General features: G+C 47.8%; 18 protein-coding genes. 5 read left to right on the forward strand and 13 right to left on the reverse strand.

The window, feature by feature from the left end; all coding sequences use genetic code 11:
- Positions 1 to 38: 38 nt before the first annotated feature.
- The 5 genes from KQP93_RS16115 to KQP93_RS16135 all read left to right on the forward strand — a co-directional run bounded on the left by KQP93_RS16115 (position 39) and on the right by KQP93_RS16135 (position 4,167).
- Positions 39 to 656 (forward strand): TetR/AcrR family transcriptional regulator, encoded by a 618-nt coding sequence (locus KQP93_RS16115; protein ID WP_126751549.1) that lies wholly within the window; start codon positions 39 to 41, stop codon positions 654 to 656.
- A 71-nt stretch (positions 657 to 727) separates the two neighbouring features.
- Complete coding sequence (locus KQP93_RS16120; RefSeq protein WP_217875200.1) at positions 728 to 1,843, forward strand: ABC transporter permease; 1,116 nt, start codon at positions 728 to 730, stop codon at positions 1,841 to 1,843.
- A complete protein-coding gene (locus KQP93_RS16125; protein ID WP_133539381.1) occupies positions 1,840 to 2,625 on the forward strand; it encodes an ABC transporter ATP-binding protein in 786 nt (261 codons plus the stop codon). Before KQP93_RS16120 ends, KQP93_RS16125 begins: the two co-directional genes overlap by 4 nt.
- Entirely contained in the window at positions 2,615 to 3,553 is a 939-nt protein-coding gene (locus tag KQP93_RS16130) for an MlaD family protein (protein WP_217875201.1), read from the forward strand. The genes KQP93_RS16125 and KQP93_RS16130 overlap by 11 nt, the downstream gene beginning before the upstream one ends.
- Positions 3,550 to 4,167, forward strand: a complete 618-nt coding sequence (locus tag KQP93_RS16135) for an ABC-type transport auxiliary lipoprotein family protein (RefSeq protein WP_217875202.1) — start codon at positions 3,550 to 3,552, stop codon at positions 4,165 to 4,167. The genes KQP93_RS16130 and KQP93_RS16135 overlap by 4 nt, the downstream gene beginning before the upstream one ends.
- A gap of 75 nt (positions 4,168 to 4,242) precedes the next feature.
- On the opposite strand, the gene KQP93_RS16140 is transcribed toward KQP93_RS16135, so the two are convergent.
- From KQP93_RS16140 to KQP93_RS16200, 13 genes are all read right to left on the reverse strand, one after another.
- A complete protein-coding gene (locus KQP93_RS16140) occupies positions 4,243 to 4,527 on the reverse strand; it encodes a hypothetical protein (protein WP_440590082.1) in 285 nt (94 codons plus the stop codon).
- 89 nt (positions 4,528 to 4,616) lie between these two features.
- Entirely contained in the window at positions 4,617 to 5,684 is a 1,068-nt protein-coding gene (locus KQP93_RS16145; protein ID WP_217875203.1) for a DUF7146 domain-containing protein, read from the reverse strand.
- Between the two features lie 91 nt (positions 5,685 to 5,775).
- On the reverse strand, positions 5,776 to 6,117 hold the full coding sequence (locus tag KQP93_RS16150; RefSeq protein WP_023266667.1) for a hypothetical protein: 342 nt from the start codon (positions 6,115 to 6,117) through the stop codon (positions 5,776 to 5,778).
- On the reverse strand, positions 6,117 to 6,614 hold the full coding sequence (gene radC / locus KQP93_RS16155; RefSeq protein WP_188727049.1) for a RadC family protein: 498 nt from the start codon (positions 6,612 to 6,614) through the stop codon (positions 6,117 to 6,119). Before radC ends, KQP93_RS16150 begins: the two co-directional genes overlap by 1 nt.
- Before the next feature lie 83 nt (positions 6,615 to 6,697).
- Complete coding sequence (locus KQP93_RS16160) at positions 6,698 to 8,353, reverse strand: VWA domain-containing protein (RefSeq protein ID WP_217875204.1); 1,656 nt, start codon at positions 8,351 to 8,353, stop codon at positions 6,698 to 6,700.
- A 69-nt stretch (positions 8,354 to 8,422) separates the two neighbouring features.
- Complete coding sequence (locus tag KQP93_RS16165) at positions 8,423 to 8,863, reverse strand: hypothetical protein (protein WP_217875205.1); 441 nt, start codon at positions 8,861 to 8,863, stop codon at positions 8,423 to 8,425.
- Positions 8,864 to 8,924: 61 nt separating this feature from the next.
- Positions 8,925 to 9,878 (reverse strand): DUF3150 domain-containing protein, encoded by a 954-nt coding sequence (locus tag KQP93_RS16170; protein ID WP_217875206.1) that lies wholly within the window; start codon positions 9,876 to 9,878, stop codon positions 8,925 to 8,927.
- A gap of 98 nt (positions 9,879 to 9,976) precedes the next feature.
- Positions 9,977 to 10,741: a hypothetical protein gene (locus KQP93_RS16175; RefSeq protein WP_217875207.1), complete on the reverse strand. Its 765-nt coding sequence runs from the start codon at positions 10,739 to 10,741 to the stop codon at positions 9,977 to 9,979.
- Between the two features lie 2 nt (positions 10,742 to 10,743).
- Positions 10,744 to 11,703 carry an AAA family ATPase gene (locus tag KQP93_RS16180; protein WP_217875208.1) on the reverse strand — a complete coding sequence of 320 codons (960 nt, stop codon included), beginning with the start codon at positions 11,701 to 11,703 and terminating at the stop codon, positions 10,744 to 10,746.
- 209 nt (positions 11,704 to 11,912) lie between these two features.
- A complete protein-coding gene (locus KQP93_RS16185; RefSeq protein WP_217875209.1) occupies positions 11,913 to 12,929 on the reverse strand; it encodes a YqaJ viral recombinase family nuclease in 1,017 nt (338 codons plus the stop codon).
- Positions 12,930 to 12,990: 61 nt separating this feature from the next.
- Complete coding sequence (locus tag KQP93_RS16190; protein ID WP_000167275.1) at positions 12,991 to 13,134, reverse strand: hypothetical protein; 144 nt, start codon at positions 13,132 to 13,134, stop codon at positions 12,991 to 12,993.
- A gap of 82 nt (positions 13,135 to 13,216) precedes the next feature.
- Entirely contained in the window at positions 13,217 to 14,035 is an 819-nt protein-coding gene (bet, locus tag KQP93_RS16195; RefSeq protein ID WP_000414662.1) for a phage recombination protein Bet, read from the reverse strand.
- 79 nt (positions 14,036 to 14,114) lie between these two features.
- Positions 14,115 to 14,534: a single-stranded DNA-binding protein gene (locus KQP93_RS16200; RefSeq protein ID WP_119788459.1), complete on the reverse strand. Its 420-nt coding sequence runs from the start codon at positions 14,532 to 14,534 to the stop codon at positions 14,115 to 14,117.
- Positions 14,535 to 14,536 lie beyond the last annotated feature (2 nt).

Consider the following 14,536-nt stretch of genomic DNA (forward strand, 5'->3'; position numbering starts at 1 on the left):
ACGCGTCAAAAAGGCGCGTCGCTTGAGAGGATTTAAAAATGACGTATACGGCTCGGCGCCTAACGAGGCGTGAACAACAAGAGCAAACCCGTGTTCGCCTAATTGACGCCGCCAATCGCATGTTCGCAGAAGGAGGAATAATTGCCGCCTCTCTGCGAAACCTCTGTGCACGTGCGGGTTTTTCTCAGGGAGCGTTTTACTCGAACTTTACGAGCAAAGACGAACTCTTGCTCTCAGTCATCGAGAGACATATCCAACAGGAAGTCTCACTCATGCAAGAGCTAGTATCTAAATCAGATAGCGAGGGTATTGATGGAGCATTGGATCGATTAGCCTACCGCTTGTCGGAGCTGGCGCGTGATCTACAATGGTCGCTTCTCTCCGTTGAACTACAACTTCATTCCCGACGCGACCCGAGTTTCGCTGAGCGTAGTGAAAAAGTTAAAATGGCGAGTCTCCGAGAATTTTCTATTCTGTTGGAAAACCTGATTAATCGTCACAATCTGACCCCAGTTATGCCAGTTTTTGATCTCGCGAGAGGTCTATACGCACTCTGGTCAGGACTAGCATTACAAGGATCGATTAAGGAAGCGTTGCCCCGAGATCAGGTGTTCCTCTCTTTTTTACGTAACATGATCGTCACGCCGAGTACTTAAAGCGGTTTGCGATATTAAAACGAGCCTGAGTTGGCTCAGCTTAATTTTAATACAAGGGTTAAACTTTAAGCATGCAGGAAAACGGCTATATTCATTTTAATCAGGCTGAAGGTCGCGATTGTTTAACCTTGGGTGGAGACTGGACAATTGCCCATTACATTGACCTAAAAAAACAGCTGGCTAACCTGGGTGACGTACCGCAGTCAGTAACTTGCAATATTGAGTCGATGAAAAAACTCGATACTGCGGGAGTACAGTTATTATACCGCGCCTTAGGTGAGCACAAGTTACGCCAATTGCCTTTAACTGAGCAACAACACAATCTGATTGATACAGTTATTAATGCCTGCAGTAATCAGGAGCCGCCGTTGCCCCCCAAAAGTAACGGCTTTGTCAAAATGCTCGAACGGATCGGCATCTTCAGCTCAAATCTCTATCGCAACCAGCGCGACTTACTTGGATTTATGGGCGCTACCCTGCAAAGCGCCGCTCAAGTGATTGGACGTCCGTCACGTTGGCGAGTAACCGCTTTTGTAGCGCAGCTAGAGGAAACCGGTTTAAACGCGTTGCCTATCGTGGCGCTATTAACCTTTTTGGTCGGCGCGGTAGTTGCTTTTTTAGGTGCAACCGTGCTCAGCGATTTCGGTGCCAGTATATACACCATAAACTTGGTCGGCTTTTCCTTTTTACGCGAATTTGCTGTTTTACTTACCGCAATTATGCTTGCCGGGAGAACAGCCAGTGCTTTTACCGCTCAGCTTGGTTCAATGAAAGCTAATGAAGAAATTGATGCGTTACGTGCCCAGGGACTGAATCCACTTGAACTCCTCGTGTTACCGCGAGTGCTTGCTATGCTTGTCAGTTTGCCGGCTTTGACTCTTGTTGCGATGGCGTCGGGTATTGGCGGAGGTATGGTAATTTCCGCTCTGACATTGGATATTTCGCCAGCGCTTTTCCTCCATATATTTGAGCGCGATACCGGAATAAATCACTTCTGGGTAGGAATGATCAAAGCCCCGGTGTTTGCCTTTGTAATTGCGATTATTGGCTGTAACGAAGGCTTTAAAGTCAGCGGCAGCGCGCAGTCAGTTGGGGAACACACGACCTCCAGTGTGGTTCAATCAATCTTTATGGTAATTTTGCTCGACGCTCTGTTTGCTCTTTTCTTTATGGAGATTAACTGGTGAGTGACATAGCTATAGCCGTGCGCAACCTGCGTAATCAGTTTGGCCAACATGTGGTACACGAGGGGCTTGATCTCGATGTCTATCGAGGCGAGGTACTAACAGTGGTCGGCGGCTCTGGCTCGGGCAAATCAGTGTTAATGCGCAGCATTTTGGGGCTAACCCAACCGACTGCTGGCAGCATTCAAATCTATGGCGAGGATGTACTACGACTCTCTGCCGCTGAGCGCCAACGAGTCGATAGAAATACCGGGGTACTCTTCCAAAAAGGCGCGCTTTTCTCGTCATTAAATGTGCGTGAAAATATCGCACTGCCCTTGCGTGAACACCTAGGAATGAACGCCAATGACGCCGGTGATATCGCCTCGCTTAAACTGGCTCTGGTCGGGCTGGATGCACAAACGGCGGAGACGATGCCGCAATCATTATCCGGTGGTATGATAAAACGAGTTGCCTTAGCCCGCGCACTCGCTCTGGATCCGGATATTTTGTTTTTAGACGAGCCTACAGCAGGGCTTGACCCTATTGGAGCCGGTGAATTTGATTCGCTGTTACAGACACTGCAACAAGCACTTGGATTGACTGTGTTTTTGGTCACTCACGATTTGGATAGTATTTATCAGGTTAGTGATCGGGTGGCGGTATTGTCGCAGAAAAAAGTACTGGTAGTGGATACTCTTGATAAAGTCGCCGCGTATCAGGATCGCTGGGTACAAGCTTATTTTCACGGCCCGAGAGGCAGAGCTGTAAGTAATCAACAAATGAGGCCAGAACATGGAAACTAAAGCACATCATGTGTTAATCGGCAGTTTTGTGCTGATTATAAGCGCAGCTTTTATCAGTGTCGTCCTATGGCTGGGTAAAGCCAGTATCGACAGTGATTATGCCTATTACGAAGTTGTTTTCAACGATGAGGTTAGCGGCTTGAATCCCGGTAGTGCGGTGGAATACAGCGGCATTAAAGTCGGCGATGTGGTTAATCTGCGCTTGGATCCTAACGACCCAAGGGTGGTACGTGTACGCATTCGGGTGACTACAGATACACCGGTTAAAGATGACACCGGCGCACGGCTGGGGCTGGCCAATATTACCGGTAATGCACTTATTCGCTTATATGGCGGTTCGCCAGACAGTTCTCCCTTAAAAGGTACCGAAAAAAAACCCGCGTTGATTGTGGCTGACCGCTCGGCACTTAACAAATTATTCGCTAACAGCGAAAGCCTGCTCCAAAATGTGAATTTGTTTGTCCAGAACATCAATAGTATGTTCTCTGAAGAAAATACCCAGCGCGTGGCGGCAACATTAAGTAACGTAGAATCTATCACAACGGCACTGGCCGCTCGAGAAGATGATTTACAGGGTATAGCGGAAGGCTTGCACCAGACCATTGAAGAGTCGCGCAAGAGCATGGCCGCATTCACACGCTTTGCAGACCAAGGCCAGCAGTTGCTCGATAGGCACGGTGACGAAACCTTTATTGAGATGCAAAAAACGCTTCAGGCAATGCAAAAAGGGAGCAAAGAGCTGACTCGTATTATGAATGAGAATGAAGAATCGTTGGAAGAAAGCGTCCGTGGATTGAAGGAAGTTGGACCGGCGGCGCAGGAATTGCAACGAACCTTACGTGTTATTAATCGCATTGCGGAGCGACTAGAAGAAGAGCCTGGGTCATTTCTACTGAGGCGTGGACAAGTCGAGGAGGTTGAGAAATGAAATTGTACCTGAGGCACGTCATGCTGAGCCTTATAATTACTTCATTAGGAGCATGTTCGGTGCTACCCGAAGCCGAGCAAATTCAAATCTATCATTTACCAATTGATGGTTCTCTAAAAACGATATCAGAACCAAGACTAAACACGGCGCTAAGTGTAGCGGAACCAGACACGCTACGTTCGCTCAATACCTCGCGTATTAGTGAATTCAGTAATGGTCAGATCCAACGATACTACGCCGGAGCGCGCTGGGCCGATCGAGCACCAACCCTGGTGCAGCAAAGTATGATGCAAACCCTGCAAAGTACTGACTTGTTTTCGCAGGTAGTAAATGAAGAAAATGACTTGACCGCTGATTATCTTATTCACAGCAACCTGCGAGCTTTTCAAATAGAAGATTCCGAAGCAGGTGAGAAAGCTCACGTAATCTTACATGTCACTCTGGTTAGCCAACTTGATCGACAAGTATTAGGAAGTACATTATTAGCAGAACAAGTTCCAGTAGCCGGCTCTTCAATGCAAGACGCCACCGCGGCCCTGGGTGAAGCTATGGATAACATAAACACCGCACTGTCTGAGTGGATCTATATGCTTCTTAAACCGAAATCGGACTAAGTTCGTGATTCTGCGCTTCTGAACGGTACCATGAGCTAAAAATGCGTTGTGGGCTGGCAAAACAAGAACAGCAGTTTAGTGCGATTTTAAACCGTACCTGATAACGGTGCAGACCATAGCTCCTTTACTGACTCGGATTTGAAGCCCATTGCCGCTTCGGTTACTCCCCATCACCTCTTTCACTGACAATAGGTGGTGAATAGCATAAAGCTCAGCTGCAATTGGCTTTTGCTGCTCAGGTAACTTGTCGTATTGCTCACCTAAATCGACCTTTAGCTCACCAGCTCTTCGAAGGCCGGTCTTCCAGTAAACCGTAAATTCACCATCAATCTGCTTTGTCAAAAGGGTTAAAACCATCATGTTTGTTTCTCCTATTGGTTATCTATTTTTCATTCTCCATGTTTTTTCAAATATGCAAGGCGCAAAAAAAGGGGCCGAAGCCCCTTCGATCAGATATGAACTTTAGGAAAGCCCATGGCTCCGTAAACATTCAGCACATCATTCCAATCCCAACTTTTCACGCCAAGTGACGTTGGTATCGGAGGGATCAGAACTTGTGTCAGAATGCCTTTTTGACAGGCTTTTTTCTTGAGTTCATTCGCTGCATTCAGGCCGGTCTCAGAGAGATCGTGATCTGCCCAGATGTACAGCATTTTCACATTACTTGGTGGTTCAAACCTAGCCAGTAGCGTTGCATTCACAACCGACCAACATGTCTGTCCCGTAACTCTGGTAACCGCTAAAGCTGTTTCGATGCCTTCAGAAACACCTAATACCTCACCAGGCTCACCTATCGGAATGGCACCACCAGTGATTGTTCTGTCACTTGGTATCGGCATCATCTTTTTAGGCTTTTCAACCGGCGCTTTGAATCCATCTTCACTTAGGTAGATCCGATGAAACGTGGCCGAACGCCCTTGCTGAGTAACGATTTTACCTAGCAGCGCTGGGTAGCTATCGATAAACAAGCCATCTTCATCATGGTAAGGCAAGTTTGGATGATACCTCAGCGCCGAATCCCATTCAGGACGAAGCCGGGTAACAATGCCACGACGATGCATGTAGTTCCAAACTGGTTGCGCACGAGTATCTGCAAGAGAAAACGTTTCTCCCCAGGTTTGATTCAAGCGATGGATAATCGCTTTGTCCTCTTCCTGCTTTCTAGCCTTCCAGTCAACAGCGTTACTCCGTATTACCCGAGTTGGTACTTGTCCGGGTTGAATACCTAGAGCTTGACCGATTGCTTCAATAGACTGAGCAAAGTTCCATCCATTAATCCAAGACATCAATTCAAAGCCATCATGAAAGATCCCGCAGGTGTTACAAACGCCACCTCCGGTATATTCAGCATCTTTGAACAGCCTAAAGCCATCACGACCGCCATGAACAGGACAAGCCACATGACGGCCTTTTCGAGCAATAGCGGCATCAAGTTCTGGCACCAACGCCGCCAGTATTTGAAGCCATTGGCCATTAAGATATGGCCTTACAGTTTCAATTTGTAAAGGTAACGCCATATAACCTCCTTAAGTAAAAAGCCGACTCCTACCACAAGTGATAAAAGTCAGCTCTGGGCCTGCATTGAGCCGTTTGGTTAATGCAGGAACGTTAGTCAAGCTGGATACCATGTCGTCTTAATAACCACATGATGGAATCACGAAGCACATCAGGATCGACAACCGCAGCCATTGCGCAAACACGAAAGCAAAATGGCGTTAATTCGTCATTTTGAATCCACGACAACACATCCTTTCGCAATCGAGTACTGACACGACCGTCTAGCAATACACGGATCGCATCCAATAGAATGCCTTCGCGTAACTGCCAGATTTCCGTGTCAGACCAAGTGACAGGGGCATCATCAAACTCAAATAGAAATTCGAGCTGTGCTGATGTGTGCTGATGGGACTGCTTTTGTGATGTAGGAGAATGGGCAATACGCCCATTCATTACAGATAACCGCGTTCGGCAAGCGAAACGCAGCCCTCGGATGCGACCACGACATGGTCAAGCGTTCGAATATCAACAAGTGACAAGGCGTCACGAAGTCGATGAGTGATGCGTTTATCAGCTTCACTGGGTTCAGGATCACCCGATGGATGGTTATGAACCAGTATCACTGCTGCCGCATTAAGTTTCAATGCCCGCTTTATTACTTCCCTTGGATATACGCTCGCCGCATCTAAAGTGCCTTTAAATAGCTCTTCAAATCGAATAACGCGATGCTTTGTATCAAGAAACAGCACGCCAAAGACTTCGTGCTCATACTCGTGCATCAGTGTTTGCAGGTATGAGAACGCCGACGATGGCTGTTCAATTTTTCGACCTTTACTCAATCGACTACGGGCAAGCTTAAGCGCCATATCTAAGATATCCGCTTCAGTCACTTGCTCAGGAACGATATAAGTACCGGCCTCTTCGCCAGCTAAGAACTTTTTGTTTTTCATAGGAGTCTCCAAAAAAAAGCGGAGACGAACCCATGCCCTGAAGGGGACGGAATCGTCCCCGCAGGGTGGTAAAATTGATGTGGTTACTGAATTAACAGTTGTTGTGTTACTTCGAATAACTCACGCTTCAGATCTTTGACGTCGTTAATCACGATGCTTTGAGGAAAGAATTTCTCAACACTGCGTGTTTGAATCCCGATCCCCAGCAGCTCAAAGCTACTGCGTCTGCACCGGTCAACAATGTCATGCGTGGCAGCCCAATCATCTGGGTCACCATCCGTTAGCACTATCATTAGCTTTCGCTTCTGTTTTTGCGCTAACAAACTGTTTGCCGCAAACCACATAGCTTGTGCCATAGGCGTACAACCTCGTGGTTTTTGGTCAAAACACGCGGCCCGATGTCGAAGCGATTGCTTGGGCAATAACGCGATAGATACTTCCTGATGAATACCTGGAAAATAACTGACCGCAGGTACAACACCGGGTATACCTTCCAATGCCATGGCCAAAGCCAAAGCAGCTTCATTGGCAACATGAAAGTACTTGCGATTACCTTCGCCAATGGGTTTACCCATTGAGCCCGATATATCGACAAGCAAGTGCACAGCAGCATTGGGCGCAATGCGAGGCTGCCTTTGAATAAACAATCTCGACTCACCTGCTTGGGAAGCGGCAAGACGATGGGTTGCCACTCGAAGACCGTGCCGTTTGGCATGATTCCGACTGTCCTGACTGGACTGAACCATGCCCCTAAGTCGGGCTCGAATTTGAGCGGACTCGGAAGCCGATAAAGTCAAAATGTCCTCATCACCCAACATAGCTTGCTCTGCTTGGGGCAAACTGAGTGGAGTAACGCCCTGATGTCCTTCAGCTTGTTCCGACAACACTTCTGCCACTTGTGCAAAGGTATCGGGTTCAAACTGAGCGGCACTGGCCTCTAAGGCTTGTCGCAAATTGTCAGCTTGATCAGAGTTATCTGAATCCCCGGTTTCAGCAGCATCCCCTGTTGCAGACGAGTCTGTTTCCGGGGTTTGACTACCACTACTGTTATTGCTGTCATTACTCGCATCTTGTCCAATGTCATTACCGCTATCAGCATCCGACTCATCCTGTGGTGGACGAGATTCTTCCTCCAACATGGCAACAATGGCATCGACAAGTTTCAGCACTTCACCTGTAGAGCCTAAGCTAGGCACTGCTGTCAGCATGGCGCTTAACCGGCTCATCGCTGCGGCAGGAAAGAGTTGTCTCACTCTTTCATCAACAGCTTGATACAAAGGCGTCAGCGATTCCTGACCCAGAAAATGGCATCTCAAGCGAAACAACAACCATGCTTGCAAGTTAGATGCAGGCTCAGGCTGTTCAGGTACACACATTTGCTGTGTGCCCACCATGTACTCAATCACTTGCGAAATACTGCGCCGGGTTCCGGGGTAATCCTTTGCCAATTCGTTTTCAATGCGAACGTCCTCAATGATATTGAGAAGTGCCTTACGGATCGGTTTGGACGACGCCTTCTGCACCATTTCAAAATTAGTATGCCGAATATGCGCCGCTTCATGAGCCAGATAACCCCAAGCTATCTGTTGATAGTGTGGGTCGTCTGGGTTTGCTGTTGGGATCACAATCCGCTCACCATCGGTAAACGCATCTTGTCCTTGAATAAGCACCTTCACACCAAACTTTTCGCCATAAGCGGCGGCAACGATTGGCAGTGCGTTTTTTAATGGATGATTCATGGGAGTCTCCTAATCATTAGGGGGAATACTCCCTCAGCGGGAGCGTTTCCCCGCTGGGAATGTAAGTGTTTAAACCTGTGCTTTTAGCTTATCCAGGTCGTATTTTTGACCTAACCAAGCCACCAATTGAGCTGGACTCTCGTGCTGTTCAAATGACGTTTTAAGCTGGTCTAAACTCAGGATGTCATTCAATGTCAGACCGTACTGGTCTTGTAACTGAGTAGACACCTCGTGTTGATATTGCAGCCAGGCCCGCTCAAAAGCGGTTTGCTGCAATGCCATGTTTGGAACAAATACCATGGCCGTTACCCAAGCTCCTTGTGCGTCCGCATCTGCGATCAGCACAGGGTTCTTGGGGATCACGACACTATGTGTTGAGTACGACCGTTGTACTAACGCTCGACAACACGCCACTTCTGGTATCGATTCGCTTTCAACCGCATCAGTCACACCACGAAAATGTGGTTCAAACTGGTTCAGTTGGCTGGGGTTATGGATGGTTGATTGCATAATTTCCTCTTACATAGTTCAGAGGACATGCGCCCTTAAGGGCAACATGCCCTCAAGGACGTTAGAAATAAAATGAGTTTGGTACAGTCGAACCAAGGTTTGGTCTGACGGTTGGTTGTGGTATTGCACGTAAGTTATCTGCCTGAGCAGATACTGGCGGTGCGGGTTTAGGTTCAGGTTTGGGCATCAGTTGTCTGATATCCAATTGACCTTCACCGTGCATTCTCATCTTGTCTGGATCAGACAAAATTAAAATGGTCGCCATCAGTTCGTGATAGAGATTGTCTGTCACAGGGCCGGTCTTCGGCAGACGAACAAATAAATTGTCCATCGCTTCAACCATTGGCTGAACTCGATGATCCAGGAAGGACAAACCATCCAACTTGTCTCTTAACCGTTTGAGAGGATTAAGGGCTCGCTGGCTGATTTGATTCTTACCTGCAACGGAACGCTCAAACAGTTCGTTGGCATCACGAGCCACCTCCCTAAAGAGGGTGTGTCCCATGCCATTGACCTTGTCATCTAAGCCACCAGCTTGGTCAGCCGGTTGCATTCGATAGATGGCATAATCGAACTGAAGCCGTTGTTCCACGTCTTCGATGGGTGACAGCGCACGCCGGATTGCATCTGCAAATTCCGGGTGTTTTGCAACCCAGTCAAAAGTCACCTGATCATAGTTGTCCAAGAACAACTGCTTGCACTGCGCAAACTCCTGACCTATACGGTCAAGTTCTGGAACAATTTGATCAATTCGGTCTTCAGGGACGGCATAGCCACCTAAGAACCGCACACCGACTTGCTCACACAAACGCTGCGCTTCTTTCTTAAGCCTTTCAAAGTTCGCCAATGCCTCTGGGTCGCAAATTTTTTTACTCCCTAAGCTGGCAACATCCTTCGGAGGAAGTTGGCTGCCATTGGCTAATCTGAAATCTTCAGGCCTTAGCTTTTTTCTACCGCTCCAGATGGAACAGTCGATGTGACAAATCAAAAGTTTGTCGAGGGTTTGAATACTCATAGTGCATCCTCATGCGAGATGGGGACGCACCACTCCCAGCAGGAGCAATGGCCCCCGTTTGGGTGGTAGTAGTTGACGCGCTAATGGCAACATCACTATCAGAAATAGTAATTTTGCGAATCAGGCGACGATTGGTTGAGATCGATTTTCGCAGGCATTAAGTCCAGTGCTTCAGCTATCGGGCGAACCCGTTCTAAATCACTGCCTAATAACCTCAATACATCTTTTTCCAACTTCAGTTGGTCGGATACTTCTATTCCTTCAGGACTCGCTACTGTGAGCGAACACAGTGGCGGTATTTGACGCTTAAAGGCCAGTAACAGCAACAATGGCCACGGGCCATCATCAGTGTTAACAATGCCAGCGCCTTCACCTGACACCATGCTGATTTGATTGGTACTAGGTAATCCGCTTTTGCAAAACCCTAATGACCATTCTCCAATCCTGACCTGGTTATCATCAATAACAGCCAAGCCATAGGCTTCAAGCAGCTTTGCCATATCGAACAACGCTTTTTGCGCCAGCGAGATTTGGCCATTGACGTCCTTGCGAGTACGAAACTCCCAACTGACGTTATTGGCGCACGCGACGCTATCAAGCGCATTTGAAAGTTCAAATGGCCGCCCTTGATGATCAATGCCGACTTGTCCAACCAATCGATAACCCTTGTTGATTTTCTCATTGATTCTTCGGTCTGCTTCTGCGTTAGGATCAGTCGAATCAATCAATCGCTGCTGCGACAATTGACCAGCTTTTCCAAACCGAACTTCAATCTCCTGGTTATCTGATCCAACGTAAATGGCCCATTCTTTGGCTGTCCCATCAGAATGACTGTAACGGTAAAGAGCAAAGCACTTTTCCATCTTCAATCCTCCCAGTGGTCACCGAAGACATCAGCGGCAATACGGTGAATGGCTTCTCGTTGCTCCAACTCTGCACGAGCCGTCAAAGACCGAACCAGTGCATATTCCACTGCGTTAGGAGCGCCTTTAAAAGCAAGTGTTAACTTTGCCCAGCGCACCAAGGTCCGAGTAGACATGGTGATACTAAGCTCAGCACCGCCATCCGCGCCCCCAATAAAAAGACGACGAATGTCACCAGCCACCTTCACCATTTTTTGGCGAAAGACTTCTGGCAAGCCCGGCGCAACGTTCTCCAGAATGGTTTCCTCTACAGATGGCTCTGCATAGGTCGCTTCGATGATTCTAAAGCGATCAAGAAAAGCCAAATTCTGTTGAAGCACACCTTGATACAAGCCCGTTTGATCACCGCTGCCCGCACTGTTGCCGGTAGCGATAAAACGAAACTTGTTATGTGGCATGATGATCTCTCCGCCATTTTGTGCGATGACCAACGGGGCACCTTCCAAAATGTCATTGAGTCCAGCCAGTTCAGCAGGCTCAGCAAGATCCATTTCATTAATGATCAGCAAATGGCCATGCTTTACAGCCAGTGCCAGCGGTCCATACACAAAGGTCATGTTGCCATTAACCAGCGTGTGGTGACCGATAAGATCGGACAACTCCAATCGACCGTGCGCAGTAATTTGCTGAACAGGCCAATTCAATCGAGAAGCAACTTGGCAAATTAGCGAGGTCTTACCGCATCCAGTGGGGCCTGTAATATACAAACCGTCACCGTCTGGGTTAGACAAAAACGCCAATATGTCACGTAAGTCTTCTTTTCTAAAAACATACTCGTCCTTGCGAACGGGAATGTTTGGATGGGTAGTGTCGGCACCAAATCCTTCCAGAACGAAAGCATCAGGAGCCGGGACATTAAACGCTTGATTCACTTGAACCAAAAATGGGGATTGTTCAGTCATGGTAAACCTCATCTGTTTTGACGAGGCCCCATGCCCCAACAGGGACTGAAGTCCCCGTCGGGTGGTGTGTTGATTGTGGTATGGCTGTGTATGTAAGAGTTCAGCTCGCTCTATCATTCGTACCCAGCATTGGCTACGAGTGAAACTGCTTTATGATGCACTCAATGTAAGCGCATGAGAAAGGAGCCGAAATCGGCTCCAAGTGAACGTTAAAAATAAAATGAGCTCGGCGAGTCACCTGGCAGAACCAAGTTCTCTTGCTCAAGGCTGATTTTGATTGGTGTTTCAACGGGCTGCTCTGGCTTATTGGTGCTGATACGCAACCGCTCTTGTGGCGCTTTTCGGTAAGCGGCTAAAACCTGTTCATCCAGTTCGCCTAATTTATCGGTGGCCAATTGCTTATAGTCCACCGTGCCCGCCATCATGTAGCGGCTGAGTTTGACCCCAGCATAATCCGCATGAGCGTAATTACCCATCATAGCGACCAATTTTGACTGAGCTTCTCGCATTTCCTCTTTCAAAGATTTAATGTGATTTTCCAGTCGGACCACTTCGGAATGTGCTGAGCAATACTGCCGAGACAGCGATGTCCAGCGGTATTGGGCTTCACCCTTGGGAACAAAACAATCTTGTTCAGGGCATTTTGACGGTTCTTTTTTGGTCTGTACTAACTCCCAAAACTGAAGCGCTGTTTCTTGCAATTCAGTTAAGAACGCCGCGTCTCGTTGTATTTCAAACTCAATCAGTTGATCCTCAAAATAGAATACCAACCAACCACGCGTGCTATTGGCGACCAGTATTTGATGCTGTACTTGTACCCAATACAACTGGTACGCCTCGCTTTGTTCTCGGTGAGCTTGCACATCCTCAAAAACTGACTGGCAAGGACATTTCAGTTCAACGGGTTCGCCCGCATCGTTGATGCCATCAAAGCTGGCTCGAAAGATTGCGTTATGATCGGCTTCTGCACATAACGGCAGAAGAAAGTCATTATGCGCATTATCAAATGCTCGCCTTGCTTGAGGCTCCAACCGTATACCGCGAAGCACATTTGGATTATTCGACAGGTCTTCCGGTAATACGAATCCAGTTTTTTCTGCCCATAATCGCCAAGGTGTTTTGTAGGGTGAACGCCCCATAATAATTGGGGCTTCAGATGCCGTAACCCCTGCAATGCGCCACTGGTGCCATGCAGGAGTACGTTGTGATAGGTCGATAACCTTCATATTGTCTCCTTTGAGGGGGAGACTCCCCCGAAGGAGAGAACTCCCCTTCAGGGTTAAGTGGTTACTTTGCAGCTTGTGCTAACGCTGTTTGGTGCTGAACAACACTTGCTTGAACCGAATCAATTGCCGCTTTACCGGCTTGAATCGAACCTACGACAAGGGCAACAACCAATACCAAGCGAAAAAGTGAGGCTGATTTAGTCATGGAAGATCTCCAAAAAAAAGACGAGACCTTCCCCCTGACGGGAGAATAATCCCGCCAGGGTTAGTAAAATGAATGCGTGGCGCTAAGAAGCTAAAGGCTGTGTGAGCGCTTTGGCTGCTTGTTGTTGTGCATTAAATATTTCTTGTTTCGCAAACGTCAGTTCAACACCCTGAAAATGTTCATTGGCATATTCCAATGCACTATTCCAAGCGTTTGAAGCTTCTGCCCGCTCGATAAGCTTGTAAACAAGCCCTCGGGTTCGATCATCAACTTGCTCGGGTGGAATCACTGATGGCTCAACAACGTGTGTTGCTTGGCCTTCGATAATTCGCTCCGCTTCGTCTTGATCGAAAATCCCCACAAAGCCAAACGCAATGCGGGAACACTGGATCATGGATTTATGTCTTAGCATTCGCTTAGTGTGCGTCTGCCATGGACCATCTACCCGGTAAGGGCCATTTTTGCCGTTACCTTCAAAAGGCGGTCGATAGACTTCATCCAGATACTCAGTGATTTTGACTGGGTGCGAACGGTCGCGCCGATAGATGATGCATTCCATCCATTCTGGGCATTCTTTCGCGCCATCCAGTGAGACTTTGTTTTCTGAAGTCTTAAACTCCATGCCATCAAACTGGTCGTGTTGATTGATGATGCGAGACCATCCATCGACACCTACCACTGGAATAATTCCAGCTTGTTTATCAGGGAACGCAAAAATCTCTTTGGTGAAAGGGTTCAAGCCATACTGATCTGCAACCACCAAGAGCGCCATCATCTGCTCATTGGTCGGTGCACTACCGTCACGTTGCTTGAATGCTGTTGCTTTTAGAGTATCGAACAATTTGTTTGGATCGACACTAAAGCGCTCAGCAAAGCGTTGGATTAGCTTTGGTTTTTCCATTTTGGACTCCGACAATCAAAGTGGGAGTCTGCCCCTGACGGGAAAGTACTCCCGGCTGGGTTAAAGCGTTTTTGCTCGGTTAAAAATCTGGTTCAGGATATGTTTGTGCCCAATTAGTTTGGGAGCCCGCATCATCCGCCGGTGATGGCTCAGATGCTTTGTTCACACTATCAAGAAGCAGAAACTCGTCCGCGTCCACTTCGGTCAATCGATGCTTAATGCCATCTTTCTCCCATGAGCGCGTGCGCTGAGGCCCTTGAACAAATAGCTTCGCTCCTTTTTGGATTAAATCTTTTGCTCTTAGCCCTAACTTAAATCCACCACGATCTCGAAAAACGACCCGATGCCATTCCGTATGCTCTTTAAGCTCATTGGATTGACGGTCGCGCCATTTCTCAGAAGTGGCCAGTGAAATACTGGTCACTAAATCACCTGATGGATAGGCTCGTGTCTCTGGCTCAGCGCCAACGTAGCCTATGAGTGTTACTTGGTTTTTCATGA

It is taken from the genome of Pseudoalteromonas shioyasakiensis (genome assembly GCF_019134595.1).
Lineage (GTDB): Bacteria > Pseudomonadota > Gammaproteobacteria > Enterobacterales > Alteromonadaceae > Pseudoalteromonas > Pseudoalteromonas shioyasakiensis_A.

Coding starts and splice junctions, on each gene's coding strand:
- KQP93_RS16115 (WP_126751549.1), top strand. CDS start 39: ATGACGTATACGGCTCGGCGCCTAACGAGGCGTGAACAACAAGAGCAA.
- KQP93_RS16120 (WP_217875200.1), top strand. CDS start 728: ATGCAGGAAAACGGCTATATTCATTTTAATCAGGCTGAAGGTCGCGAT.
- KQP93_RS16130 (WP_217875201.1), top strand. CDS start 2,615: ATGGAAACTAAAGCACATCATGTGTTAATCGGCAGTTTTGTGCTGATT.
- KQP93_RS16135 (WP_217875202.1), top strand. CDS start 3,550: ATGAAATTGTACCTGAGGCACGTCATGCTGAGCCTTATAATTACTTCA.
- KQP93_RS16140 (WP_440590082.1), bottom strand. CDS start 4,527: ATGATGGTTTTAACCCTTTTGACAAAGCAGATTGATGGTGAATTTACG.
- KQP93_RS16145 (WP_217875203.1), bottom strand. CDS start 5,684: ATGGCGTTACCTTTACAAATTGAAACTGTAAGGCCATATCTTAATGGC.
- KQP93_RS16150 (WP_023266667.1), bottom strand. CDS start 6,117: ATGAATGGGCGTATTGCCCATTCTCCTACATCACAAAAGCAGTCCCAT.
- radC (WP_188727049.1), bottom strand. CDS start 6,614: ATGAAAAACAAAAAGTTCTTAGCTGGCGAAGAGGCCGGTACTTATATC.
- KQP93_RS16160 (WP_217875204.1), bottom strand. CDS start 8,353: ATGAATCATCCATTAAAAAACGCACTGCCAATCGTTGCCGCCGCTTAT.
- KQP93_RS16165 (WP_217875205.1), bottom strand. CDS start 8,863: ATGCAATCAACCATCCATAACCCCAGCCAACTGAACCAGTTTGAACCA.
- KQP93_RS16170 (WP_217875206.1), bottom strand. CDS start 9,878: ATGAGTATTCAAACCCTCGACAAACTTTTGATTTGTCACATCGACTGT.
- KQP93_RS16175 (WP_217875207.1), bottom strand. CDS start 10,741: ATGGAAAAGTGCTTTGCTCTTTACCGTTACAGTCATTCTGATGGGACA.
- KQP93_RS16180 (WP_217875208.1), bottom strand. CDS start 11,703: ATGACTGAACAATCCCCATTTTTGGTTCAAGTGAATCAAGCGTTTAAT.
- KQP93_RS16185 (WP_217875209.1), bottom strand. CDS start 12,929: ATGAAGGTTATCGACCTATCACAACGTACTCCTGCATGGCACCAGTGG.
- KQP93_RS16190 (WP_000167275.1), bottom strand. CDS start 13,134: ATGACTAAATCAGCCTCACTTTTTCGCTTGGTATTGGTTGTTGCCCTT.
- bet (WP_000414662.1), bottom strand. CDS start 14,035: ATGGAAAAACCAAAGCTAATCCAACGCTTTGCTGAGCGCTTTAGTGTC.
- KQP93_RS16200 (WP_119788459.1), bottom strand. CDS start 14,534: ATGAAAAACCAAGTAACACTCATAGGCTACGTTGGCGCTGAGCCAGAG.